Origin of the sequence: Kribbella sp. NPDC023855 (assembly GCF_040639475.1) — a bacterium.
Classification (GTDB): Bacteria; Actinomycetota; Actinomycetes; order Propionibacteriales; family Kribbellaceae; genus Kribbella.
Genome location: NZ_JBFAAA010000006.1, coordinates 300,671 through 323,302, shown reverse-complemented (window position 1 = coordinate 323,302; position 22,632 = coordinate 300,671). Strand labels below are relative to the sequence as shown.

Annotated in this window: 24 protein-coding genes; 8 read left to right on the top strand and 16 right to left on the bottom strand. The window is 68.1% G+C overall.

Going from position 1 to position 22,632, the window contains the following annotated elements; genetic code table 11:
• Window positions 1–142 precede the first annotated feature (142 nt).
• The 3 genes from AB0F51_RS23175 to AB0F51_RS23165 all read right to left on the bottom strand — a co-directional run bounded on the left by AB0F51_RS23175 (window position 143) and on the right by AB0F51_RS23165 (window position 2,818).
• Complete coding sequence (locus AB0F51_RS23175) at window positions 143–928, bottom strand: pentapeptide repeat-containing protein (RefSeq protein ID WP_360283143.1); 786 nt, start codon at window positions 926–928, stop codon at window positions 143–145.
• A gap of 27 nt (window positions 929–955) precedes the next feature.
• Window positions 956–2,077, bottom strand: coding sequence for a peptide chain release factor 2 (gene prfB, locus AB0F51_RS23170; protein WP_360283141.1), 1,122 nt, complete (start codon window positions 2,075–2,077; stop codon window positions 956–958).
• Window positions 2,078–2,140: 63 nt separating this feature from the next.
• Window positions 2,141–2,818: a TetR/AcrR family transcriptional regulator gene (locus tag AB0F51_RS23165; protein ID WP_360283139.1), complete on the bottom strand. Its 678-nt coding sequence runs from the start codon at window positions 2,816–2,818 to the stop codon at window positions 2,141–2,143.
• Window positions 2,819–2,887: 69 nt separating this feature from the next.
• Here AB0F51_RS23165 and AB0F51_RS23160 point away from each other — a divergent pair, with 69 nt between their 5' ends.
• Window positions 2,888–3,730: an NAD(P)H-binding protein gene (locus tag AB0F51_RS23160; RefSeq protein ID WP_360283137.1), complete on the top strand. Its 843-nt coding sequence runs from the start codon at window positions 2,888–2,890 to the stop codon at window positions 3,728–3,730.
• A 25-nt stretch (window positions 3,731–3,755) separates the two neighbouring features.
• Here the strand turns inward: AB0F51_RS23160 and AB0F51_RS23155 are convergent, their stop codons facing one another.
• On the bottom strand, window positions 3,756–4,736 hold the full coding sequence (locus AB0F51_RS23155; RefSeq protein WP_360283135.1) for an alpha/beta hydrolase: 981 nt from the start codon (window positions 4,734–4,736) through the stop codon (window positions 3,756–3,758).
• Between the two features lie 75 nt (window positions 4,737–4,811).
• Between AB0F51_RS23155 and AB0F51_RS23150 the strand changes: the two genes are divergently transcribed.
• Window positions 4,812–5,594 carry an AraC family transcriptional regulator gene (locus tag AB0F51_RS23150; protein WP_360283133.1) on the top strand — a complete coding sequence of 261 codons (783 nt, stop codon included), beginning with the start codon at window positions 4,812–4,814 and terminating at the stop codon, window positions 5,592–5,594.
• Window positions 5,595–5,628: 34 nt separating this feature from the next.
• Here the strand turns inward: AB0F51_RS23150 and AB0F51_RS23145 are convergent, their stop codons facing one another.
• The 8 genes from AB0F51_RS23145 to AB0F51_RS23110 all read right to left on the bottom strand — a co-directional run bounded on the left by AB0F51_RS23145 (window position 5,629) and on the right by AB0F51_RS23110 (window position 11,461).
• Window positions 5,629–6,423 carry an SDR family oxidoreductase gene (locus tag AB0F51_RS23145; RefSeq protein ID WP_360283131.1) on the bottom strand — a complete coding sequence of 265 codons (795 nt, stop codon included), beginning with the start codon at window positions 6,421–6,423 and terminating at the stop codon, window positions 5,629–5,631.
• A 40-nt stretch (window positions 6,424–6,463) separates the two neighbouring features.
• On the bottom strand, window positions 6,464–6,862 hold the full coding sequence (locus tag AB0F51_RS23140) for a Tad domain-containing protein (RefSeq protein ID WP_360283129.1): 399 nt from the start codon (window positions 6,860–6,862) through the stop codon (window positions 6,464–6,466).
• Window positions 6,863–6,945: 83 nt separating this feature from the next.
• Window positions 6,946–7,404: a hypothetical protein gene (locus AB0F51_RS23135; protein ID WP_360283127.1), complete on the bottom strand. Its 459-nt coding sequence runs from the start codon at window positions 7,402–7,404 to the stop codon at window positions 6,946–6,948.
• Complete coding sequence (locus tag AB0F51_RS23130; RefSeq protein ID WP_360283475.1) at window positions 7,401–7,751, bottom strand: TadE family protein; 351 nt, start codon at window positions 7,749–7,751, stop codon at window positions 7,401–7,403. The genes AB0F51_RS23135 and AB0F51_RS23130 overlap by 4 nt, the downstream gene beginning before the upstream one ends.
• 422 nt (window positions 7,752–8,173) lie before the next feature.
• Window positions 8,174–8,365: a hypothetical protein gene (locus AB0F51_RS23125; RefSeq protein WP_360283473.1), complete on the bottom strand. Its 192-nt coding sequence runs from the start codon at window positions 8,363–8,365 to the stop codon at window positions 8,174–8,176.
• A gap of 20 nt (window positions 8,366–8,385) precedes the next feature.
• Entirely contained in the window at window positions 8,386–9,327 is a 942-nt protein-coding gene (locus AB0F51_RS23120) for a type II secretion system F family protein (protein WP_360283125.1), read from the bottom strand.
• Window positions 9,324–10,184, bottom strand: coding sequence for a type II secretion system F family protein (locus tag AB0F51_RS23115; protein WP_360283123.1), 861 nt, complete (start codon window positions 10,182–10,184; stop codon window positions 9,324–9,326). The genes AB0F51_RS23120 and AB0F51_RS23115 overlap by 4 nt, the downstream gene beginning before the upstream one ends.
• A complete protein-coding gene (locus AB0F51_RS23110; RefSeq protein ID WP_360283121.1) occupies window positions 10,184–11,461 on the bottom strand; it encodes an ATPase, T2SS/T4P/T4SS family in 1,278 nt (425 codons plus the stop codon). Before AB0F51_RS23110 ends, AB0F51_RS23115 begins: the two co-directional genes overlap by 1 nt.
• A 303-nt stretch (window positions 11,462–11,764) precedes the next feature.
• Between AB0F51_RS23110 and AB0F51_RS23105 the strand changes: the two genes are divergently transcribed.
• Together AB0F51_RS23105 and AB0F51_RS23100 are read left to right on the top strand one after the other, a co-directional pair.
• Window positions 11,765–12,265 carry a SigE family RNA polymerase sigma factor gene (locus AB0F51_RS23105; protein ID WP_360283119.1) on the top strand — a complete coding sequence of 167 codons (501 nt, stop codon included), beginning with the start codon at window positions 11,765–11,767 and terminating at the stop codon, window positions 12,263–12,265.
• Between the two features lie 16 nt (window positions 12,266–12,281).
• Window positions 12,282–13,562 carry a hypothetical protein gene (locus tag AB0F51_RS23100; protein ID WP_360283117.1) on the top strand — a complete coding sequence of 427 codons (1,281 nt, stop codon included), beginning with the start codon at window positions 12,282–12,284 and terminating at the stop codon, window positions 13,560–13,562.
• Between the two features lie 42 nt (window positions 13,563–13,604).
• On the opposite strand, the gene AB0F51_RS23095 is transcribed toward AB0F51_RS23100, so the two are convergent.
• From AB0F51_RS23095 to AB0F51_RS23085, 3 genes are read right to left on the bottom strand one after another with little or no spacing between them, the layout of a single operon-like run.
• Entirely contained in the window at window positions 13,605–14,348 is a 744-nt protein-coding gene (locus AB0F51_RS23095) for a GntR family transcriptional regulator (RefSeq protein ID WP_360283115.1), read from the bottom strand.
• Window positions 14,349–14,401: 53 nt separating this feature from the next.
• Window positions 14,402–14,554, bottom strand: coding sequence for a hypothetical protein (locus tag AB0F51_RS23090; RefSeq protein ID WP_360283113.1), 153 nt, complete (start codon window positions 14,552–14,554; stop codon window positions 14,402–14,404).
• Window positions 14,551–15,585 carry a Gfo/Idh/MocA family oxidoreductase gene (locus tag AB0F51_RS23085; RefSeq protein WP_360283111.1) on the bottom strand — a complete coding sequence of 345 codons (1,035 nt, stop codon included), beginning with the start codon at window positions 15,583–15,585 and terminating at the stop codon, window positions 14,551–14,553. The genes AB0F51_RS23090 and AB0F51_RS23085 overlap by 4 nt, the downstream gene beginning before the upstream one ends.
• Window positions 15,586–15,766: 181 nt before the next feature.
• On the opposite strand from AB0F51_RS23085, the gene AB0F51_RS23080 reads away from it, so the two are divergent.
• The 4 genes from AB0F51_RS23080 to AB0F51_RS23065 all read left to right on the top strand — a co-directional run bounded on the left by AB0F51_RS23080 (window position 15,767) and on the right by AB0F51_RS23065 (window position 21,711).
• The gene (locus AB0F51_RS23080; RefSeq protein ID WP_360283109.1) at window positions 15,767–16,747 is read left to right on the top strand and encodes a LacI family DNA-binding transcriptional regulator; all 981 of its coding nucleotides are present in this window, start codon (window positions 15,767–15,769) and stop codon (window positions 16,745–16,747) included.
• The gene (locus tag AB0F51_RS23075) at window positions 16,744–17,883 is read left to right on the top strand and encodes a phytanoyl-CoA dioxygenase family protein (protein ID WP_360283107.1); all 1,140 of its coding nucleotides are present in this window, start codon (window positions 16,744–16,746) and stop codon (window positions 17,881–17,883) included. Before AB0F51_RS23080 ends, AB0F51_RS23075 begins: the two co-directional genes overlap by 4 nt.
• Window positions 17,884–17,897: 14 nt before the next feature.
• On the top strand, window positions 17,898–18,899 hold the full coding sequence (locus AB0F51_RS23070) for a Gfo/Idh/MocA family oxidoreductase (RefSeq protein WP_360283105.1): 1,002 nt from the start codon (window positions 17,898–17,900) through the stop codon (window positions 18,897–18,899).
• Between the two features lie 100 nt (window positions 18,900–18,999).
• Window positions 19,000–21,711, top strand: a complete 2,712-nt coding sequence (locus AB0F51_RS23065) for a beta-N-acetylglucosaminidase domain-containing protein (protein ID WP_360283103.1) — start codon at window positions 19,000–19,002, stop codon at window positions 21,709–21,711.
• Between the two features lie 189 nt (window positions 21,712–21,900).
• Here AB0F51_RS23065 and AB0F51_RS23060 read toward each other — a convergent pair whose 3' ends face one another.
• A complete protein-coding gene (locus AB0F51_RS23060) occupies window positions 21,901–22,611 on the bottom strand; it encodes a hypothetical protein (RefSeq protein ID WP_360283101.1) in 711 nt (236 codons plus the stop codon).
• Window positions 22,612–22,632: the final 21 nt, after the last annotated feature.

The following is a 22,632-nucleotide window of genomic DNA, read 5'->3' as shown; positions in this document are numbered from 1 at the left end:
GCTCCTGCGTCGCGCGACTTGCGACTGCCTCACGCCGGGCGCACCCGCTCTCGGGTAGATCCTGCCGGTGCCGTCTTGACTGCACGCCAACAACCCGCGACAGGTGCAGTCGCGTTGTTGCCTCAGATCGCACGGGGTGCGTCTACGGGGTCCAGTGGGGTGGGCGGGTTACTGCGGGTGGGAGCTTGGTCTTGGAGTCGCCTCGGGCTGCGTTGGCTTGGGACTGGGTCAGGAAGAGGGCGCCGGTCAGGTCGGCGCTCTCGACTCTGGTGTCGCGGAGGTCGGCGCCGATCAGGTCTGCTTGCCGCAGGTCTGCACCTCGAAGGTCGGCGGCGATCAGGTAGGCGCCTCGGAGGTTGGCGAATCGTAGGTCCGCGCCGCGGAGTTTGGCTCCGAACAGGTCGGCTCCGCGGCGTTCCTTTGCCTTGCTCTGCTTGCCTCTGACGAGTTTGCTGGTCTGCAGGAGCAGCTCGTTGACCTTGGCCCGTTCGCCCGGCAGGTCGACGCTGGTCAGGTCGGGTTGGAGGGTCAGCTGCTCGATCCGCTCGCTCGCCTGACGGAGCTGCGGATGGAGCGACCGCGCCTCGGCCCGCTCGGTCGCGTCCGCGAGGTACCAAAGCAGTTCGTGGAGCTGTCGCATGATCGGCAGCGCCTCGAACATCTGCTGGCCCGGCTGCTCACGCCAGCTTTTGCCGGCCAGCCGCGAGATCTTCTGGCCCGCACCGAAGCAGTCGTAAACCGTGCACCCCTGAAAGCCTTCCGGCCTCAGCTTCTGGTGGATGCCGCACCGGAAATCCTCTTGCAGGTTCCGGCATGGTTCGCCGGCGTCCTTGTCGATCGGGAAATCGGCCGACCTCGAGAACGTCAGGGCGACGCAGCACAGGCCGAAACAATTGGCGCAGTCGGCTCGGAGAGCTGCTCGGTTCACGGTTGCACTGCGTCGTACGGGGATCTGCTAGTTCTGCTCGGCGGCAGTCTGGCCGGTGCGGCGCCAGCGGATGCCGGCCTCGATGAAGTCGTCGATCTCGCCGTCGAAGACACCGCTGGTGTTGCCAGACTCGTAGAGCGTCCGCAGGTCCTTGACCATCTGGTACGGGTGCAGGACGTAGGAGCGCATCTGGTCGCCCCACGAACCCTGCACGTCACCGCGCAGCGCGTCGATCTCGGCCCGCTCCTCGGCCTTCTTCAGCGCCAGCAGCTTGGCCTTCAGGATCACCATCGCGGAGGCCTTGTTCTGCAGCTGGGACTTCTCGTTCTGGCAGGAGACCACCGTGCCGGTCGGGATGTGGGTGATCCGGACCGCCGAGTCGGTCGTGTTGACGCTCTGCCCACCGGGGCCGGACGACCGGTAGACGTCGATCCGCAGCTCTTCCTCGGGGACGTCGATCTCGTCGGTCTGCTCCAGCACCGGGACCACCTCGACCGCGGCGAACGAGGTCTGCCGGCGGCCCTGGTTGTCGAACGGGGAGATCCGGACCAGCCGGTGCGTGCCCGTCTCGACGCTCAGCGTGCCGTAGGCGTACGGCGCCTTGATGCCGAACGTGGTCGACTTGAGCCCGGCCTCTTCGGCGTACGACGTGTCGTAGACCTCGGTGCCGTACCCGTGCCGCTCGGCCCAGCGCAGGTACATCCGCTGCAGCATCTCGGCGAAGTCGGCCGCGTCGACGCCACCGGCGCCGGAACGGATCGTGACGAGCGCCTCGCGTTCGTCGTACTCGCCGGACAGCAGGGTGCGGACCTCGAGCGACTGGACCGCCTTGGACAGCGAGCCGATCTCCTTCTCCGCCTCGGCCAGGGTGTCCGCGTCGTTCTCCTCGCGGCCCATCTCGACCATGATGCCGAGGTCCTCGATCCGGCCGCGCAAGGTGGTGACCCGGTCGAGGTCGGCCTCCAGCCGGGACAGCTTCGAGGTCACCTTCTGCGCGTTGGCCTGGTCGTTCCACAGATCGGGCGCGGCGACCTGCTCGCCGAGGTCGGCGATGTCGCGGCGCATGCCCTCCAGATCGAGAACTTTCTCGATCGAGGTCAGGGTCGCGTCGAGTTGCTTCAGGTCCGCATCGAAATCAGGTCCAGCCACAACCAAGTAGCGTACCCGCTCCCCGCCACCCGTCAGCAATCCAGCGGCACTCCACCGGGCTCGCTACAGCCGGAGGCCGTGCCTGAGGGCGCCGAACACCGCAGAGACCGCCTGCTCCAGCGCCTCCTCGACGTGCGCCAGCTGAACGCCGTTGGGGCTGTCCGGCAGGAGCCGAGCGAGCTCAGCCTCCAACACCTTCTGCGCCGCCGCGTACTGCGCTGCGAGCAACTGCGCGAGCAACGGACTGACCCGCGGATCCCGCTCCAGCAGCGCCTCGACCATCAACGCCTCCATCTCCTCAGCATTCCTCCGCCGCCGAGCGAGTAGAGCAGGACTCTCCTCGATAGTCCGCGCAAACGCCTTCCAGGTAGCCAACTGCCCCGACCGCAACCGCCCTCGAATCCCCTGCAAATAGTGCTTCTCCAACGCGTCCACCACCTCACCACCGGCTGGCGCTGCGGGGACCGGGGTCTCGCGGATTGCTTGGGCTGGGCCTTGCCACCAGTCCTGGGCGTCGAAGAAGAGGTCTTCCTTGGCCGGGAAGTGGTTGAAGACGGTCTGCACCGCGACATCGGCGGCCTTCGCCACCTCGGCGACCGTGACGTGGTCGAACCCACGCTCCATGAACATCTCGGTCGCAAGGTCCGAAATCAGCTGCCGGGTCCGCAACTTCTTCCGCTCCCGCCGCCCTACCCCGGTCTCCACGTCAGGGGTTCCATGCAGCTCCGGCGTCATCTCCATGGACGAAGCCTAGACCGACATGCTTTACTTCATCCATTGTTGTAGTCACTACATTTTTGGAGTCAGTACATGTCGATCCTCATCACCGGCGGCCGCGGCAAGATCGCCCGCGCGGTGCACGCCGGCCTCGTCGCTCAGGGCCGTGACGTCCGCGTCGCCAGCCGCGAGCCCGGCGACCGCCTCGGTGCCATCGCCCTCAACCCCGCCGACCCCGTCTCCCTCGCGACCGCCCTCGACGGCATCACCCAGGTCTTCCTGTACGCCGACCCGGCCACCGCCGAGCTCTTCGTCGAAGCCGCCGAGACCGCCGGCGTCAAGCAGGTCGTCCTGCTCTCGTCGCTGTCCGCCCAAGCAGACAGCGGCAACGGCAGCGAGGACCTGGCCGGCGACCCGCACATCGGCGCCGAGCGCGTCATCGCCGGCGGCGCCTACGCGACCACCCGGCTGCAGCCCGGCACCTTCATGTCGAACGCGATCTTCTGGTCGTACCAGCTCCGGGCGAGCGGCCAGATCCGGCTGCCCTACCTGGACGCCGAAGAAGCACCGATCCACGAGCAGGACATCGCCGACGTGGCACTCAAGGTGCTGCTGGACGGTCCCGGTGGCGCGCACGACGGCGCCGTCTACCCGATGACCGGCCCCGAATCGATGACCCGCCGCCACCAGCTCGGGCTCATCACCGAAGTCACCGGCGTACCGGTCGAGGTTGTCGAGCTCACTCCCGACCAGGCCTTCGAAGAGATGTCGAGCACCATGCGCGACCCGGCGCGGCTCGCGTTACTCATGGCGTACTGGGCGTCCCGCGTCGGCAGCCCGCATCCGCTGGAGCAGACCGTCGAGCTCGTCACGGGCCACCCGGCCCGCACCTTCACCCAGTGGTTGCACGACAACCCAACCGTCTACAGCAACTGAGTAGCCGCGCACACCGCAGTCGCGCCTACCGCGCTGCCGCGTCCGAGTGCTCCAGCAGCTGACTTCGCAGGAAGGTGAGTATCTCGGCGCGTGCGGGATGGGCTGCGGGGACCACGCCCGACATGCTCAGAAACGCGTGGGTGGCTCGCGGATAGCGGGTGAGCGTCACGTCGACGCCCGCCTGTCGCAGCCGCTCGGCGAAGGCCGGTGCCTGGTCCTCAAGGGTGTCCAGACCCGCGGACTGGATGAGGGCCGGCGGGAGTCCCGCGAGGTTGTCATGCCGCAACGGCGAGATCGTCCGGGGGTCGAAGGACGCGGGAATCGCGATGCGCTTCACCGCACGGCAGTTGGCCGGCGTGGCGGTCGGAGCGTCCGCGTTCTCGGTGAACGAGGGGAACTGGAAGACGCTGTCGGTCCAGTCGAGTTGCGGGTTGATCAGCACCTGGGCGTGCAGTGGCGTGCCCAGCTCGGCCGCCCGGATCGAGGTGAGAGCCGCGAGCGTGGCTCCCGCGCTGGAGCCGAGCACGACGGTCCGCGCCGGATCGGCTCCCCACCGCGCGGCTTCCGCCACGAGGCGATCCGTCGCTTCGTACGCATCGTCGACAGCCGCCGGTACCGGGTGCTCCGGTGCCAGCCGATAGTCGACCGATGCGACCACGGCCGGGCAGTTGGCCGCGACGTGACTGAGCAACCAGTCGTCCTGATCCGGCGTACCGGTGATGAAACCGCCGCCATGGAACGCAATGATCAGCGGCAACCCCGAGCCGCCTTGCTCCGGTTGGTACACGCGGACGTCCAGCCGGCGTCCCGGCAACTCGAGGGCGTGCGTAGTGATCCGCGCTCCGCGATCCGGCCGGCCGGTGACCAGCCCGACCAGGGCCGAACTGCGCTTGCGGTGCAGCGCCTCGCGGTACTCGATGACCTGCGCCGGGGTGATCGAATCCCAGTCCGGCGCCGGGCTGAGCGCCGCCAGAATCCGCATTCGCAGGGGAACTTTGCCTCGCATGATGTGTCCTCCGGGTCGAGCCTCGTGCTCTCGTCGGCCGCTGGTTCCAGGCGGCCTGGCGCTACCCTGGCAGCCGTGACGACCGGTGCGCTTTCGGAAATCTGCGGTGCGCAGCGGACACCCGTGGCCTGGATGCGGCCGGGTCACATCGGTTACATCGGCCCGGATCTCGGCGTGCAGCCACATGCCCCCTCGGTCGCGATGCTCACCGTCGGCCTGGACGCGCCACTTGTCCTCCATACCGGGGCCTACGGGCAGATCCGCACCGGCAGTTCCTTCGCCCCCGCCCGCACGACCCAGCGCGCCGTCGCCACCGAGGGATGGATTCTGACGTTGTTCGTCGATCCGGCGAGTGCACCCGCCACGGTGATCGCCGACGTGATGACGGAGGCCGCGGGCCCTTTCGGCCTTCACCACCGGCGGGAACGGGAACTGATCGAGCTCTGTCGCGCCGAGAGCGTGGAGCCGGAACGCATCTACGCGCGGGCCGTCGCCGCGCCGGTACAGGTCGTCGATCCACGCATCGAGCAGGTGGCCTCCGCTATTCGCAGTGATCCGGCCCGGACCTTCCGCGCCGAGCAGGTTGCCGCGGAACTGGGTCTGTCCACCACCCATTTCCTGCGACTGTTCAGCAGGCAGTGCGGTACTTCGTTCCGCGGGTATCAGCGCTGGAACCGGATGATCTCCACGATCCGCGACACGGTCGCCGGGCACGATCTCACGCGCTCGGCCATGGACGCCGGATTCGCGACCCCGTCCCACTTCAGCGAGACGTTCCGCGACCTGATCGGCCTGTCCGCCACGACGATGCTCCGGGCCGGGATCCGCTTCGACCTCGGACCCGACGTACGGGGATGAACGCCGGTCGCCGACGCAGGCTCAGCCCGCAGTACTACGGCAGGATCGAGTCGATGTAGCCGCCGTCGACGCGGATGGCGCCACCGGTGGTCGCCGAGGCCAGGTCGGAGCTCAGGTAGACGACCATGTTGCCGATCTCCGGCGGCTCGATCAGGCGCTGGATCAGCGAGTACGGCCGGTGCTCCTTCATGAACTGTCGTTGCGCCTCGTCCCACGGCAACTCGTCCCCGACCAGCTCGCCGACGAACTCCTCGACACCCGGCGTGTGGGTCGGACCGGCCATCACCGAGTTCACGGTGACACCGGTGCCGGCGGCCGCCTTCGCGAACCCGCGAGTCACGGCGAGCAGAGCCGTCTTCGTGACGCCGTAGTGGACCATTTCCAGCGGCGTGACCACGGCCGAGTCGCTGGCGATGTTCATCACCCGGCCGAAGCCGCGCTCCATCATCCCGGGCAGGTAGTGCCGGATCAGCCGGACCGCCGACAGGACGTTCACCTCGAAGTACCGGCGCCACTCGTCGTCGTCGATCTCCAGCACCGGCTTCGCGTCGAAGATGCCGAGGTTGTTCACCAGGATGTCGAGTTCGCCGACAGCCGCGAACAGTTCGCCTGCGCCGTCCCCCGAGGCGAGATCGGCTGCCACCGCAGTCACTTCGGCGTCTGGCACTTCGCGCCGTACTGCGGCCGCGGCCTGTTCGGTCTTCTCCTGGCCGCGTCCGTTGACCACCACCGCGGCGCCGGATCGCGCCAGTTCGGTGGCGATCGCCAGCCCGATCCCTTGGCTGGAACCCGAAACCAATGCCCGCCGACCTGCCAGATCGATGTCCATGGCCCCTATCGTGCCATCGGCCGGCTCGACCGGTGGCTGTTCAGCGAATCGGTACTACGGCCGCGGCGTCCGAGGCGATGTCGGTGCTGCCCGGCCAGCCGGGTGGTTCGAACGGCAGGTCGACCGAGGACGACAAGGTGACGGTCACGGTGGTTCCGGTGACGTCGGCGGACCAGTCCAGCCCGGAGAAGCGATTGTCAGCACCGACCGCGTCCAGGTACTCCGCGGTCAACCGTCGCGCCTCCTCGGGGTCGATCGCGGCGTTGCTTCCGGCACCTGGTTGGGCGTAGATCGCAGCCAACCCGTTGGCTGCGGCAAGCACCGCGCCGTCGGCTGTCGCGTCGAGGTCCCGCCGGACCAGGAACACCTTCGAGATGTCGGTCACCACGACGATCATCATCAAGACGATTGCGGCGAAACCGATGATGAGCACCGTCATTTGCCCCTGCTCGCCACGCTTCCTCGTCCGCGCGTTCGGCCGCTCGAGGTTGAATGCCGGCAAGGCGGTTCGTGGGTGGAGTTTCATCCGGTGCCCTTGGCTTCGCGGTAGTCGCCGTACGGCTCGGTGTGTGAGGCGCTGACGTGGATCGCGGGTCGCTCGCCACCGAGTGCGTCGGGGATGAGCGGAAGCGGTACTTCGGCGTCGAGCTCGACGGTGACGGTGGAGCCCGGCTCCAGGCAGGCGGGACTGCAGGTGATCTTCAGTTGGTCGGAGCTGAGGTCCATCCCCTGGTCTTTCATGGCGAGCCGAGCGGCCTCGAAAGCACGCGCCCGTGCGTCGTCCTCCGACAACCCGGCCGGCACGATGATGAAGGCCCGCCCGGCCGCCCGAGTCGCGGCGGTCGCGCCGTACGAGGCTCGCTGCACGTCGAACACCCCAAGCATCACGTAGACCAGCGGCACCAGCATCAACAAGGCGAGCCACAAGAACTCCACCACCGCACTGCCCTGCTCATCACGTCTGCGCGACCACCGGATCATTCGCCGGTCTCCTTGATCGCGTGCCCTTCGACGGTGAACTCGATTCCCGGTCCCCACAACCCGAGCGGCGGCATGTGCGCCTTCACCACCACCAGTACGCCGGGCTGGCCGTCCACGTCGGTCGCCTGCCCCTCGACCGAGTCGATCAACTCACCCCGCACCACCCCGTTCACCAACTCCCGCATCCGCGCCTCACCGTCCCCCGGCTCCCGATTCAGCACCGCCGCATAGTGCGCCCCTTCGGAGGCCGCCGCCGTGATCGTGTTCCGCACATACAAGAACAACCCCACCTGCAAAATCCCCAAAAACAACGGCACCACCACCACAGAAACCATCACAAAATCCACCACAGCAGCCCCCACCTCCCCTCGCCGCCCTCCCAACACCCGAGGCAGACAACGAGAGCGTGCCTCCGGCAGGAGCGGCGCGGCGGCCGAGTGTGTCCGGCCGGGTGCCTGCGGGACGACGCGCATCTGCTCCGCATCCGCCGGGAGAGACGAGGCGTCGCGGTGCACCCCCTCAGGTGCAGGCGGCACGCTGCACGCCTGCTCCGCCCGTGGCGGGAGAAGCACGGCGTCGGAGCGCGCCGCCTCCGGCGAGGCGTGGCGGTGCATCCCCTCACGCACCCGCGGTACGACACGAGCCTGCTCCGCCTCTGGCGGGAGAGGCGAGGCGTCGCGGTGCGCCGCCTCAGGTGCAGGCGGCACGATGCACGCCTGCTCCGCGTCCCGGCGGTGAGCTCGGGGGTGGTGTTCGAAGTGAGGTGGGGTCACTTGTTGGCGACTGAGTCCAGGGCTTTTTGGAGCATTTCTTTGAGTTGTTCGGCGGCGAGGGCCCAGATGGCGACCACCAGGCCGGCGGTCATCACGGTGATCAGCACCCAGCCCGGAACGTCGCCGCGTTCCTTGCCCGCGGGTTTGGGCTTGAACACCAGCGCTACGAACAGTCTGGTCATCAGCATCGACATGGCATCTCCTCAATTCACCCGGCGATCAGCCGGATCCCGACAGCGCCTGGATAGAAGGCGAAGGCAATGGTCACCGGGAGCACGAGAAACACCACCGGAATCATCATGGCGACCTCCCGGCGGGCACCCGACTCGATCAGCTCACGCCGGCTCGCTTCCCGGATGTCGCCCGCCTGGGCGCGCAGTACGTCGGCCAGCGGCGTACCGCGTTCGAGGGCGACCGCGAGGCCGTCGGCGAAGCGGGACAGTGCGACCAGCCCGCTGCGATCCGCCAACGCGTCAAGAGCGCGCACCAACGGATCACCGGCCCGCGTCTCGGACAGCACTCGTTGCAACTCGTCGGCCAGTTCGCCGCGGCACGATCTCGCGACCCGGTCGAGCGCGGCAGCAGGACCTTCACCGGCAGCGACCGACAACGCCAGCAGCTCAGCGACCGTCGGCAACTCAGCCAGCAAACGGCGTTCGCGGCGAGTCACCTGGCTGGTCAGATACGTGTCCCGGGCCAGTACGCCGATAACCGCGAGGAAGCCGCAAAGCACCAGCAGGCCAATCGGGTTACCGACACCCAGCGACAGCGCGATCAAAGCAATCAGCAGACCGGCACCAAAACCCGCGGCACCCCACAGCACCTGCTCGATCCGGAATTCCTCAACAGTACGGTCGATCCCGGCCCGCGCCAGCCGTCGCCGGATCGACGCCGCCCCACCAAGGATCCGCTCGAGCCGCACCGCGCCGACCCGCAGCGAGGGACCGAACAGCCGAACGATCGCATAGAACGGCGACCCCGAGTTCACCACGCCAGCAAAGACGTCCGTGCCGCCACCGAGATCCCGCAAGTACGGCCCGATGCGGTCATCGACAGACGGCTTGCGCAAGAACGGCAGACGTCGCAGTACCAGCAGCAAACCGCCGCCGAGCAGTGCGCCGAGGAATGCGCCCAGAACCATCGGACTCATCGCAGCACCCGCTCCGGCTCAGGCAACCGCCCGATGCGCAGCATCAACCGGTACGCGATGACGCAGACGACTGCGCCGACCCCGATGACCACAGCCCCGACCGGCGAGTTGTACCGCTGGATCACGTCGCCCTGGAACGAAAGCATCGCCAGCACCAGCCATGGCGCGGCCACCGCGACGCGCGCGCCGTTGACCGACCAGGACTGTCGCGCCTCCAACTCGGACCTGGTCCGCGCGTCGTCGCGCAAGAAACTCGACAGCGATCGCAGCAACCGCCCGAGATCCCCGCCACCAACCTCCCGCGCGATCCGCAACGCCTCGATCACCCGATCGCCCACCGGATCGGCCAACCGCGCCTTCAACCGATCCAGCGAATCCGCGAACCGTCCCGTCGACGCGTAGTCCGCACCGAACCGGCGAAACGGCTCCCGCAACGGCAACGGCCCCCGCTCCCCGACCTGCGCCAGCGCCTCGGACAAAGACAACCCGGCCCGTACTGCGGACGCGATGTTGTCGACCACATCCGGCCAGAGCTCGCGGAATTCGGACAGCCGTTTGCGGGCGCGGCTCTTGAGCAAGGCGACCGGCACCCCGCCGGCCATCAGACCGAAGACCAGCCCGATCGGCAACGCGGCCGACACGAGGAACATCAGCACGAACCCGACGAACCCGGTGAGCAGGCAAGCCCCGATGAACGCCGCCGGCGTCACGCCCTCCACCCCGGCCGCGGCGAGCAGCTCGCGGCTGCGCGTGGTGAGCCGGCCGTCAGTGGCAGCCTTGCTCTCGCGCGGCGAGATGAAACTCCAGCAGATCAGCAGCACGCCGATACCGAAGAAGAGGCCGAGCAGGAGTCCCATCAGGCCACCCCTCGCGGTAGTTCGGTGAGCAGCCCGGACGGCGAGTACCCGGCTTGGATGAAGCGGTCGGGATGCGGCAGCTGCCCTTCGGCGCGGCGCAACTGGCCGTCGATCGTGGAGAACAGGCTCTCGGTCTCGATCGCCTGCTCCTCGATCCGGCCGCTCACCGCGACGATCTCGCGCACCCGGCGCTGCCCGTCGTGACCGATGCCGAGATGGACGACGAGGTCGACGCAGCCCGCGACGGTCGGCAGCACGAACCGGGAGCCGATGTTCTCCCCGGCCAGCAGCGGCAGCGTGCACATCTTGGTCAGTGCCTCGCGCGCCGAGTTCGCATGGATCGTGCACATGCCAGGGAGGCCGCTGTTCAAGGCCAGGAGCAGATCCAGGCACTCCTCACCGCGCACCTCCCCGACGATCACCCGAGAAGGACGCATCCGCAGCGATTCCTTGACCAGGTCGCGCAGCCGCACCTCGCCGGTCCCTTCGAGACCGGCCTGCCGGGTCTGCATCGAGACCCAGTCCGGGATCGGCAGCTTGATCTCGAAGACCTCTTCGCAGCTGATCACCCGCTCGCTGCCTGGGATCGACCCGGCCAACGCGTTCAGCATCGTGGTCTTGCCTGCCTGGGTGCCGCCGGAGACCAGGATGTTGAGACCGCAGGCGACGGCCGCGTCGAGCACCGCGGCGGCGTGCGGTGTCAGCGAGCCGAGGGACACCAGATCGGCCAGCCGGGTGGCGCGGACGGTGAACTTGCGGATGTTGATCGCCGCATACCGCTGGGTGATACCGCCGAGCACGATGTGCACCCGGCTGCCGTCGGGCAGCCGCGCGTCGGTGAACGGCTGAGAGACGTCGATCCGCCGGCCGGTGGTCTTCAGCATCCGCTCGACCAGATCGCTGACCTCCTCCTCGGTCAGCACCGTGGTGGTCAGCTCGTGCCGGCCGTCGCGGGCGATGAAGACGCGACTCGGCTCGTTGATCCAAATCTCCTCGACCGCCGGGTCGTCCAGATAGCGCTGTAGCGGGCCGAAGCCGGCCACCCGGTCGTGCACCTCGCGGCTGACCGCCTCCAGGTCGCCGATCGGTGGCACGATCCCGGTCAGGCTGCGTTCGTCGTACTCCTTGACGACGGTCGCCACGATCGCGTTGACGGCGCCGGGATTGCGCAGCGGGTCGATGCCCTCGCGGCGGACCACGTCGCGGACCTGGGCATCGATCAGCTCGACCGCGCCGTTCCAGCCGGACCGGCGCGGGGCAAGTCTGTCGGCTGTCATCGTCTCCCCGTGAGCGTCTCGTCCGGCGACCTGGGTGGTCACCCTGAGCGACACATCCTGTCAATCCGGAGACCACCGGCGCCACCCCGGCCCCGGCCGCCTGTGGATAACCCTGGCACGCGACGGGTTCACCCACCGTGTCCATCCGCTCACCACCCGGTCCACCGCCTTGCAGCTTCCTGCAACCGCCGGCGGGGAGGGCGAGCAGGCGCGGGGTGGACGGGTGGGCAGGGAGACTCAGGCTGTAACGGCAGGGCAGGGGTGGGGCGTCGTAGTGGGTGAGACCACGACGGAGAGGCCGGGATGAGAGCGACGGACGAGGACTTCGAGGAGTTCGCCAGGGCGCGGACCGGACAGCTGTACCGGACGGCCTGGCTGCTGACCGGTGATCGGCACCATGCCGAGGATCTGGTGCAGGAGACGCTGGCGAAGATGTTCCGGGCCTGGCGGGGCGTGCAACGGATCGACAACCCGTCGGCGTACGCGCAGACCGTGCTGGCCAGGACGTTCATCTCGCAACGACGCCGGCGCAGCTGGAGCGAGCAACCGGTCTCGTCGATGCCCGAGCGGGCCGAGCGGCCCGGCGACCCGGCGTTGCGGATCTCGCTGCAGAACGCGCTGGCGGAACTGTCGCCACTCGACCGTGCGGTGCTGGTGCTGCGGTTCTTCGAAGATCGCAGCGTCGAACAGGTCGCGCTGGATCTCGGCAAGAACGCCGGGGCGATCAGAACCAGAACGTCTCGCGCCCTGGACCGGCTGCGCGCCGTGCTGGGCGCGGACGCCGACCACCTGATCGTCCTCTGACCAGAAGGAACCCCCGATGAAAGAACTGAACGACACCCTGCCCGAGCTGATGCGCCGCGCCACCGAGAACCTCGAGCCCGAGTCCAGCGACCTGGTCGAACGCGGTATGCGCCGAGGCGTCACCCTGCGCCGCCGCCGGACCGCCTTGTTCACCGTCAGCGGAGCGACCGCAGTACTGGCCACTGCCGGCGTTGTCGTCGGCGGCAGCCAGCTGTTCGCCAAGGACGTCCAATCGCCAGTCGCCGGTACTACGACCAGCCAGGCCGGCCCGACTGCGACCAGCTCCGCGGCGAAGCCGGTGACTCAGCAAGAGACGCTGGCGACGCTCGTCAAGCTCCTGCCTTCGCACCTGAAGGTCGTCCGAACCTCTGTCTGGGGCGACGCGTGGGGTCACGGAGCAGCCGCATTCGTCGACGACGGCAAGGGGCTGGCCAAGATCTCCCTGGCGACGATGCCCCCGGGGGTCGAAGGAAGCTGTTTCGACGCGCCGAAGGGCAGCTGCGTCCCTCGCCCGGACGGGTCGAAGATCACCGTGCGGGAGAACGAGCCGACGTACGAGAAGGACAACAACCCCGGTGGAGTTCTGAGCAACTCGGTCCTCGTCATCCGTCCCGGGACCGAGGCGCTGTCCCTGATCGCCTTCAACGCTCCGGAAGAGAAGCAGACCACGGCTACCCGGGCGAAGCCGGTGCTGACGGTGGCCGAGATGACCACGATCGTGGACAGCAAGCTCTGGCGCTTCCCGCCGAAGCCGCCGGCGCAGCCGACCGGTCCGGTCAAGGCGGAGCCGAAGAACCCTGGCGCGGGGAAGCCGGGTGTCCCGGCGCAGCAGACACTGCAGACGCTCAAGAAGGTCCTGCCGTCCGGGCTGACCTTCAGCCGGCCGGAGACCTGGGGTGGCGGTACCGAAGGCCACAGCGGCGCGGCCTATGTCATCAACGACGGCAAGGGGCTGTCTCGCGTCGACGTCTTCGTGACCTCCGAGACTCCTGCTGTCACGAAATGCGCGGCGGAACGATCGACGACCTTCTGCGAGGTCCGGGCGGATGGTTCCGTGGTGGGCTGGGAGAAGAACTCGCCCTCTTACAGCGACGCCCGGCAGGCCAAGGACGGGGTGGTCTCGAACCGCGTCGAGATTCACTACCCGGACGGCCGGATGATCGCCATGACGAACTACAACGGTCCGCAGGAGAAGGGCGCCAAGCACACCCGGGTCAAGCCCGTCTTCACCACGGACCAGTTGCTGACGATGGCCGGTAACAAGGCCTGGAAGTTCCCGGGCACCGGGACCAGGTAGGCACTAGCTCTCTCGTCCGCCGCTGGTCCTCTGAGGGGTGGATCAGCGGTGGACGAGAGTGTGCTCGAAGGCGTAGCGGGACGCGCGGAACAGGTGGGAGCCGTACTCCACTGCGCGTCCGTGGTCGTCGTAGGTGATCCGTGTGGTCGCCAGCAATGGTGAGCCCGGCTCCTCTGACAGGAGCCGGGCTTGCTCTGCTGTGGCCGGCTGGGCGGAGATGGTCTGGTGTGCGACCTTCAGCCGCACTCCTTCGGCCCGCAGCAACTCGTAGAGTCCACGCTCGGCCAGGGTGTTCGGGTCGGTGTCGAGCATCTCCGGTGGCAGCCAGTTGCGCATCAGGGCCAGCGGTTCGCCGTCAGCGCGGCGGAGCCGCTCCAAGCGGAGTACGCGATCGCCCTGCTCGCATTGGAGGGCTGCGGCGACGTCTGCGCTCGCGGGGGCGATGCCGAAGCGCAGTACTTCGGTCTCGGGCTTGCGGTGTGCCGCGGCGAGATCGTCGTACAGGCTGGTGAGTTCGAGGCTGCGGCGTACCTGACCCGAGTTGCCGACGACCTGCGTGCCTACGCCGCGTTTGCGGACCAGGAGGCCCTGGTCGACCAGCCGGGCGATCGCCTGCCGCACTGTAGGGCGGCTGAGGCCGTACGCCTCCGCAAGGTCGACCTCGTTGCTGAGCCGGGAACCGACCGGCAGCTCACCGCCCTGGATCGCCGCCTCGAGCTGCTGCGCTAGCTGAACGTGGAGCGGCGTGCGACTGGTGCGATCAACGGTGACCTGGACGGTACTCATGGGCACATCTTGGGGTGTCGGAGGCGCACCGTCGAGTCGGAGCACGGATTTGATCAGATCTCTGCCTTACTGAACACGTCAGCGAACCGCCGCAACGCGAGCTCGCTGTCGCTGTGGGCAAAGGCCTCCAGCCCGACCGGACCCGCACAACCGAGCTCTCGCAGGGCTGCCACCACGGCCGGATAGTTGCAGACGGCCAGCCTCATGCGAACTCGTGGAGTTGGACCGGGCGGTGTTCTTCGTGAGACTTCATTGCGGCCAGGGCGATTCGGAGCGCGTTGCGGGCGTCATGGCCGGTGACCGGTGGGGTTGCGCCAGTCCGGATCGCGTCGGCGAACTGGGCGAGCTCGGCGACGTACGCATCGACGAACATCTCCTCGTCGCTCCTCAGTGTCTGCCGGCTGATGCCGTGCTCGCCGTACAGCTCCATCGGGCTGCTCGCGTGCCGCCCCGCGGTCACCATGCCCTTCGAGCCGAACACCTCGCCGCGGACGTCGTACCCGTAGAGGGCCGAGAAGTTCGCCTCCGCCGTCGCGATCGCCCCGTTGCCGAAGGTGAGCATCACCACGGCCGTGTCGATCAGCCCACTGTCCTTGTACTGCGGGGCGACCAGCGCGTCGGCGCGGGTGTAGACCTCGACCGGTTCGGCGCCCGGGTTGAGCCAGAGCAGCGTGTCGAAGTCGTGAATCAGCGTTTCGCGGAAGATCGTCCAGGGCTTGATGTTCGCCGCGTGGCCCAGTCCGCCCGGCCGGCCGGGATCGCGGGTGACCGAACGCATCAGCTGCGGCGTACCGATCTCGCACCGCACGATCGCGTCGTGGGCGGCCGCGAAGTCGGCGGCGAAGCGGCGGTTGAAGCCGACCTGGAAGGTCACCCCGGCCTTCTCGGTGGCCTCGATCGCGCGGTCCATCTCGGCCAGCTCCAGCGAGGCAGGCTTCTCGCAGAAGACCGCCTTGCCCGCCTCGGCCGCGCGGACGACCAGCTCGCTGTGCACGGCCGCGATCGAGGTGATCGCGACAGCGTCGATGTCGGGATCTTTCAGCACGTCGTCGAGATCGGCCGCTCTGGCGCCGTACTGCGCCGCGAGGCTCTCGGCCGCGTCGGTGCGCGGATCCACCACGGCCGCCAGCTCCATGGCGGGCACCCGGCGGGCGATGTTGCCCGCGTGCATGGTGCCGATCCGGCCCGCGCCGATCAGCGCGATCCGGATGACTTGCAGCCCGTGATCGGTACGCATGGTGGTCGATCCCCTCAGGACGTGGAGCTGAGAACCCCGTTGTGACGAGCAACTATTACTAGAGCGCTCTAGTCACGAGCTAGCGAACACTGGTTTGATGGGCTCGTCAAGAGATGTAAGAAGTAATCGTTGTCGTTCCAGCGGGGGGTAGCAGGTGTCAGGCCGGGATCGTCCCGCGACGATGGAGGACGTAGCCCGGCTGGCGGGGGTGTCCCGCGCGCTCGTCTCGATCGTGTACCGCGACGCGCCGGGCGCGAGTGAGGCGACCAGAGCGCGAGTACTGGCCGCTGGCAACGAACTCGGGTACCGGCCCGATCACCGGGCCCGCCTGCTCGGTCGCACTCGGACACGGTTGCTGGGCGTGACGTTCGACGTACAGGCTCCCTTTCACGGGGATCTCGTCGAGGCGCTGTACCTGGCGGCCGAGACTGCCGGGTATGACCTTGCCCTGAGTGCTGTCGCGCCGTCCCGCGACGAGTCGCGCGCAGTACAGTCGCTGCTCGACTATCGCTGCGAGGCGCTGGTGCTGCTCGGCCCGCAACTCGCCCACTCCGCTCTGACTGTCCTGGCGGACTCACACCCCGTCATCGTGGTTGGCCGCAAGGTCCGGGCGGCCGGCGTCGACGTAGTACGGACGGATGACACGGCCGGCTCGCGACTGGCGGTCGAACACCTACTGTCACTGGGCCATTCGCGCATCCTGCACATCGATGGCGCGAAGTTCCCGGGCGCGGCGGAACGGCGTACCGGCTATCGGGCGGCCATGCGGAAGGCCGGGCTCACGCCCCTCGTCGAGACGGGCGGGCGCACCGAGGCCGACGGAGCCGATGCGGCCAAGAACTTCTTGAACGACTCGCCACCGGTCACGGCCGTGACGATCTTCAACGACCGCGCGGCCACCGGCTTCCTGGACACGATCCGCCAGTCGTCGGTCGAGGTACCGGGCGACCTCTCGGTGGTCGGCTACGACAACACCACCATCGCCGGCCTTTCCCACATCGGCCTCACCACCATCGCCCAGAACACGACCGCTCTGGCCGAGCTGACCACCCAGCGAGCCATCGCCCGGCTGACCACAAACTCCACCCCGACCGAAGAAGTGGTGACGCCGCACCTCGTGTCCCGCGCCACGACCGCTCCCCCAGCAAGGAGTCATCGATGACCTGGCTGAACCCTGCAGACGTGCACCTGGACGACCTGCTGACCGTCCTCGAGGATCGCACCGACCCGGCCGACTACCCGTTCGCGGACGAGGTCGAGCAGCAGGTGCTCCGGTACGACGCCGCGCGGATCCGCAAGGAGGATCCCCGCCAGGTGCAGGCCGAGTTCGCGCGTGCGTTCAGTGACGGTCCCGGCATCGTCGTGCTGAAAGGTGCCTTCGGCAAGGATGTGGTCGACGCCGCCACCGCCGAGTTCACCGCGATGATCGACGACCAGCACCGGGCCGGTACTGCGGCCGGCGACCACTTCGCGAAACCTGGTGCGAACGACCGGGTCTGGAACGCCTTGGAGAAGCTGGCGATCAGAGCACCCGAGGTGTTCGCCGCCTACTACTCCAACGAACTGCTCGCCTGGGCGGCGACGGCGTGGCTCGGTCCGGCGTACCAGATGACCTCCCAGGTGAACGTCGTGAATCCAGGAGGTGAAGGTCAGACGGTGCATCGTGACTATCACCTCGGATTCCAGTCGGCCGAGGTCGCGGCTCACTACCCTGCTCATGTGCACAAGCTGTCCAGCGTGCTGACGCTGCAAGGGGCGGTCGCGCACTGCGACATGCCGGTGGAGAGCGGGCCGACGCTCTACCTGCCGCACTCGCACAAGTACGAGCTCGGCTACCTCGCCTGGCGGCGGCCCGAGTTCGGCGCGCAATTCGTCGCTCATCACGTGCAGTTACCGCTGGCCAAGGGCGACGCGGTGTTCTTCAACCCGGCGCTGTTCCACGCCGCCGGCAGCAACCGCTCGACCGGGATCCTCCGGATGGCGAACCTGCTGCAGGTCTCGTCCGCGTTCGGCCGGGCGATGGAAAGCGTCGACCGGGTCCGGATGGCGGTCACCCTCTATCCCGTACTGCGTACTCTGCGGCACGATGACGCCTTCGATCTGGACAACGTCATCGCCGCGAGCGCCGAGGGATACGCTTTCCCGACCAACCTGGACCGGGACCAGCCGATCGGTGGCCTCGCTCCCCAGACCCAGGCCGACCTGATCCGCCAGGCCCTCGCCGAGGACTGGCCCGACGATCGTCTGCGGCAGGCCCTCGACGAGCACACCGTACGCCGCCGTACGGATGACATCTGAGCAAGGGAGAACGTATGGAACCGCTTCGCCTCGGAATTCTCGGCGCCGCCCGGATCGCGGGTCGCGCGATCGCCGATCCGGCCCGGCTGACCGGTGCCCGGCTGGTCGCGGTCGCGGCCCGGGACCGCGGCCGCGCGGAGGCGTTCGCGGCCGAGCACGGTGTTGAGCGGGTGCTGGCGAGCTACCAGGACGTGATCGACGATCCCGAGGTCGAAGCGATCTACAACCCGCTCGCCAACGGGCTGCACGGTCCGTGGAACCTGCGAGCCATTGCCGCAGGCAAGCATGTGCTGACCGAGAAGCCGTCGGCCAGCAACGCGGCTGAGGCAGCGCAGGTGCGGGACGCAGCGCGCGAGCGGGGTGTCGTGGTGATGGAGGGTTTCCACTACGTCTTCCACCCGGTGACACGGCGGCTGCACGAGCTGCTGGCCAAGGGTGAGCTCGGAGATCTGCAGCACGTCGAGGCGACGATGGTGATGCCGCCACCGGCCGACGACGACCCGCGCTGGTCGCTGCAGCTCGCCGGTGGCGCCGTGATGGACGTCGGTTGTTACGCACTGCACGCGCAGCGGATGCTGGCGCCGTGGGGCGGCGGTGCGCCGACACTGGCCAGTGCGCGGGCCGGGGAACGCAAGCGGCTTCCCGGAGTGGACGAGTGGCACAATGCCGACCTGGTGTTCCCCAACGGCGCGACCGGCGCGGTGCGGACCAGCATGGCCGGCGAGGACGTCGACTTCAGCCTGCGGATCGTCGGCACGCGCGGCGAAGCCTTCGCGCCGAGCTTCGTGCTGCCTCATCTGGACGACAGCGTCACGGTGAAGACCAAGGAGGACACCTGGGTCGAGCGGCTCGGCACCAGGTCGTCGTACACGTACCAGCTGGAGGCTTTCACCGCGCACCTTCGCACCGGTGCTCCGCTGGTCACGGACGCCGACGACGCTGTCGCCACGATGGAACTCATCGACGCCTGCTACCGCGACGCCGGCCTGCTGCCCCGCCCCACCACCACGCTGTAGGAATTTGACTGTATGAAGTTGTCAGCAGTGACATCTTGACGCACAGTTCCGCGCAATGGCTGGATAGGGGGAGCTGCCGCCCAGCCTTTGAGGAGACTCGATGCGTCCCCTTCATTACATCGTTGGTGTACTCACGCTGACTGCCCCGCTAGTCCTCTCCGCCGGCGCCGCCACCGGTACGCCGTACTCCGCTACGGCCCCGGCTGGCGTCGCCGGCCAGGTTTCGCCCGAGCCACAGGAGTTGACCCGCCGAGCCGACGGCTTCCCGATCACCCCCGTAGTCGGTCTGGTCCGCGGCAAGGACTCAGACGCCGACAGCGAGCGCGTGGTCCGGCAAGTGCTCAAGCGGGCCGGTGTGACGTGGGTGAAGACCACCGACGGCACTGATCCCGGTACGCCGACCACTGTCTGGCTCGGCCACTCCGACCCCACGCTGGCCAGCCTCCGCGTCACGGGGAGCGCAGGGCTTCCCGCCGAGGGGTACGTGCTTGCAGCAGGTCAGGACCGCGCTGGCCGCAGCCACGTAGTACTGGATGGCGTGGACACCGACGGCACGTACTACGCCGCGCAGACGCTGGCCCAGCTCGTGCAGCCGCGCCCGGGGACCGACTGGATGCCGGGCGTCGCGATCCGGGACTGGCCGACCATGCGCTATCGCGGCTCGATCGAGGGCTTCTACGGGACACCGTGGTCGCATGCGGACCGGCTGGACCATGTGGACTACCTCGGCGCCCATCGGATGAACACCTACGAGTACGCGCCGAAGGACGACCCGTACCACCGGGAGCAATGGCGCGAGCCGTACCCAGCCGACAAGCTCGCGCAGCTGGGCGAACTGGTCAGCCGGTCCCGGCAGAACAAGGTGGACTTCACCTTCGCGCTCTCCCCCGGGCTGGACATCTGCTACACCTCCGACGCCGACTTCCAGGCTCTGATCGCGAAGTTCGAGGCGCTCTATGCGCTTGGTGGGCGGTCGTTCAACGTGCCGCTCGACGACATCAACTACAACGTCTGGCACTGCGATGCGGACCGGGCGAAGTACGGGACGGGTGGCGCCGCGGCGGGTCGCGCGCAGAGTGAGCTGCTGAACCGGGTGCAGCGCGAGTGGGTCGAGACCAAGCCAGGTCTCGCGCCACTGCAGATGGTGCCGACGGAGTACTACAACGTCTCGGAAACGCCGTACAAGAAGGCTTTGCGCGAGCAGCTGGACTCGGATGTCGTGGTGCACTGGACGGGGGTCGGCGTCGTACCGCGCACGATCACCGCGGCTCAGGCGGCGCAAGCCAAAGCCGTCTTCGGGCACGACATCCTGATCTGGGACAACTACCCGGTCAACGACTACGCGGCCGGACGGTTGCTGCTCGCCGACTACAGCGGTCGCGAGCCGGCCCTCGCCGAGCACGTCGCCGGAGTCATCTCGAACCCGATGAACCAGGCCGCGGTCAGCAAGGTCGCGCTGTACTCGTTCGCCGAGCTGGGCTGGAACCCTGCCACGTACGACGAACGCGCGTCCTGGCTGCGGGCTCTCGCCGAACGCGCCGGCGGCGACCGGCGGACCATCGAGGCGCTGAAGGTCTTCGCCGACCTCAACACGTACGACGGCACGCTGCACCCGGAGAGCGCACCGGAACTCCAGGCCGCGGTCGACGCCTTCTGGCAGACCTGGCGCACCGGCGACCATGCCGGCGCCCTCGCCGTACTGCGGCCCGTCGTGAACTCCGTCGTCGCGGCGCCGGCCACGATCCGTGCCGGGGTGGTCGATCCGGCGTTCGCGGCCGAGGCCGAATCGTGGCTCAAGGCAACGGAATTGTGGGGGCGCGCGATGCAGCGTGGGCTCGATGTGCTCGCGGCGCTGGAACAGAAGAATGGTGCTGGCGCGTGGAATTCGCGGCAGCAGGTGAGCGCGTTGATCGCCGAGGCCAAGGCGATTAGGGACAGTCGCCTGCCGCACAGCTCGACTTATCCGCGCATCGGTGAACGCGTGGTCGACGGGCTACTCGCCGAGATCGGGCGCGTCCACGACAAGTCGCTCGGCGTGGTGCCGCTGCTCACGGCGACCACGTCGCTGGGGACCTATCAGGACTACGTGCCGGCGCGGATGATCGACGGCGATCTGTCGACGTTCTTCTGGAGCAACGGGGCTCCTGGGCCGGGTGCGGAGGTGCGAGTCGACCTGGGTCAGAGCACCGAGATCGGCGACATCGCTCTGCTGATGGGCAAGACGACCAGCCCGAACGACTACATCCACTCGGGCGCCTTGGAGTACTCGGTGGATGGGTCGCAGTGGACTGAGCTGACGCGGGCCACGACTGCCGAAGTACGGGTGAAGGCCCCGGCTGGCACGCAGGCGCGGTATGTGCGGTATCGAGCCTTGACCGACAACGACTTCTGGCTGGTCGTGCGGGAGTTCTCCGTGCAGGCGCTCGGCCCTGGCCGAACTGAGCTAACGGTCACTGGCACGCCAGCACCCGCCACAGGTTCGTCGTACCGACAGGCTGTCGACGGGAACGTCGAGACGGCCTACGTAGCTAGCGCTGCACCAGTCGCCGGCAATGCCCTGGTAGCAACCTTGTCGGCCCCCCGAGCGCTGACTGGACTGACAGTGCTCCAGCGAACAGGTGCGGTGGCTCCTGCAGGAGTAGAGGTCTTGGTCGGCGGCCAGTGGCGCGCTGTTGGCCGAGTCTCTGGTGCGTACGCCGCGGTAGATGCCGGTGGTCAGCAGGTCGAGGCAATCCGGCTCGTGTGGGACGCTGCGACTGCGGCCCCACAGGTAGCTGAGATCGTGCCGCACTGGGCTGACACACCTAGGTGATAGTCGGCAACGGGTTTGGTGCTGTGGGTCAGGCCTCGCGGTGCGGCTGATCGTGGGTGCGCTGGCTCTACGTTGCTGCCAGTTCCTACTTCTTGCCCTCGTGGGCCTTGCCGTCACGCTGCAGGTTGGCTTGCCGGGCAAGAAGCAGGAACTGTCAGCGCGGGGGCGCGGCTGGTTGGGTGGTCGGTCCTAGCTAACCCGGGTGCTGGCGTGGGCGGCGGCTGCTTGGGCGAAGGCTCGGACTATTGGGTGGGGGGTTTTGTCGCCGGCTAGTTCTGGTTGGAAGAGGGTGGCTAGGTAGAAGGGGTGGGTGGGGAGTTCGGCGATTCGGGGGTCGCCGGACTCGTCGAAGGCGCTGAAGATCAGGCCGTGCTCGCGGAGGAGGTCTAGGCGGCCGGTGTCGAGGCCGTACGAGCAGTGGTAGCGCTCGATTGAGTGTTCGGCGCCGATGATGTCTGCGGCGGCAGTACCCGGAACGAACCGGACGGCACCCTCGTGGCCGACCAGTGAGCAAGCGAGCGGCACGATGAGGAGGTCGTCGGCGTCCGGGCTGTTCTCGGCGTGCTGGGTTGTTGTCGCGCCGCAGACGTTGCGGGCGAACTCCAGGAGTGCGTGCTGGAAGCCGGCGCAGGTGCCGAGGAACGGTACGCCGTTCTCCCGCGCCCACCGGACCGCAGCGATCGCGCCGGCCTCGCTCTCGTAGGGGCTGCCAGGCAGCAGCCAGATGCCGTCGAAGCCGTCCAGGTCCTCGACCTTGTCCGTGGGAATCCAGTAGACGTCCAGATCCAGCTGCTCACGGTCGCGCAGCGCATCGAGCAGGCGCGGCACGCGGGCGTGCGAACGGACCTGCGGCGAACGATCGCCGACCAGCGCGATCCGGGCGGTGTAAGCGGTTGGCATGCCCTCATCGTCGCCTCCGAT

Excerpts from the sequence above, each read along its gene's own strand:
- AB0F51_RS23165 (WP_360283139.1), bottom strand. The coding sequence starts at position 2,818 with ATGGAGATGACGCCGGAGCTGCATGGAACCCCTGACGTGGAGACCGGG.
- AB0F51_RS23160 (WP_360283137.1), top strand. The coding sequence starts at position 2,888 with ATGTCGATCCTCATCACCGGCGGCCGCGGCAAGATCGCCCGCGCGGTG.
- AB0F51_RS23155 (WP_360283135.1), bottom strand. The coding sequence starts at position 4,736 with ATGCGAGGCAAAGTTCCCCTGCGAATGCGGATTCTGGCGGCGCTCAGC.
- AB0F51_RS23145 (WP_360283131.1), bottom strand. The coding sequence starts at position 6,423 with ATGGACATCGATCTGGCAGGTCGGCGGGCATTGGTTTCGGGTTCCAGC.
- AB0F51_RS23140 (WP_360283129.1), bottom strand. The coding sequence starts at position 6,862 with ATGACGGTGCTCATCATCGGTTTCGCCGCAATCGTCTTGATGATGATC.
- AB0F51_RS23135 (WP_360283127.1), bottom strand. The coding sequence starts at position 7,404 with ATGATCCGGTGGTCGCGCAGACGTGATGAGCAGGGCAGTGCGGTGGTG.
- AB0F51_RS23125 (WP_360283473.1), bottom strand. The coding sequence starts at position 8,365 with ATGCTGATGACCAGACTGTTCGTAGCGCTGGTGTTCAAGCCCAAACCC.
- AB0F51_RS23120 (WP_360283125.1), bottom strand. The coding sequence starts at position 9,327 with ATGAGTCCGATGGTTCTGGGCGCATTCCTCGGCGCACTGCTCGGCGGC.
- AB0F51_RS23115 (WP_360283123.1), bottom strand. The coding sequence starts at position 10,184 with ATGGGACTCCTGCTCGGCCTCTTCTTCGGTATCGGCGTGCTGCTGATC.
- AB0F51_RS23110 (WP_360283121.1), bottom strand. The coding sequence starts at position 11,461 with ATGACAGCCGACAGACTTGCCCCGCGCCGGTCCGGCTGGAACGGCGCG.
- AB0F51_RS23105 (WP_360283119.1), top strand. The coding sequence starts at position 11,765 with ATGAGAGCGACGGACGAGGACTTCGAGGAGTTCGCCAGGGCGCGGACC.
- AB0F51_RS23100 (WP_360283117.1), top strand. The coding sequence starts at position 12,282 with ATGAAAGAACTGAACGACACCCTGCCCGAGCTGATGCGCCGCGCCACC.
- AB0F51_RS23095 (WP_360283115.1), bottom strand. The coding sequence starts at position 14,348 with ATGAGTACCGTCCAGGTCACCGTTGATCGCACCAGTCGCACGCCGCTC.
- AB0F51_RS23090 (WP_360283113.1), bottom strand. The coding sequence starts at position 14,554 with ATGAGGCTGGCCGTCTGCAACTATCCGGCCGTGGTGGCAGCCCTGCGA.
- AB0F51_RS23085 (WP_360283111.1), bottom strand. The coding sequence starts at position 15,585 with ATGCGTACCGATCACGGGCTGCAAGTCATCCGGATCGCGCTGATCGGC.
- AB0F51_RS23080 (WP_360283109.1), top strand. The coding sequence starts at position 15,767 with ATGGAGGACGTAGCCCGGCTGGCGGGGGTGTCCCGCGCGCTCGTCTCG.
- AB0F51_RS23075 (WP_360283107.1), top strand. The coding sequence starts at position 16,744 with ATGACCTGGCTGAACCCTGCAGACGTGCACCTGGACGACCTGCTGACC.
- AB0F51_RS23070 (WP_360283105.1), top strand. The coding sequence starts at position 17,898 with ATGGAACCGCTTCGCCTCGGAATTCTCGGCGCCGCCCGGATCGCGGGT.
- AB0F51_RS23065 (WP_360283103.1), top strand. The coding sequence starts at position 19,000 with ATGCGTCCCCTTCATTACATCGTTGGTGTACTCACGCTGACTGCCCCG.
- AB0F51_RS23060 (WP_360283101.1), bottom strand. The coding sequence starts at position 22,611 with ATGCCAACCGCTTACACCGCCCGGATCGCGCTGGTCGGCGATCGTTCG.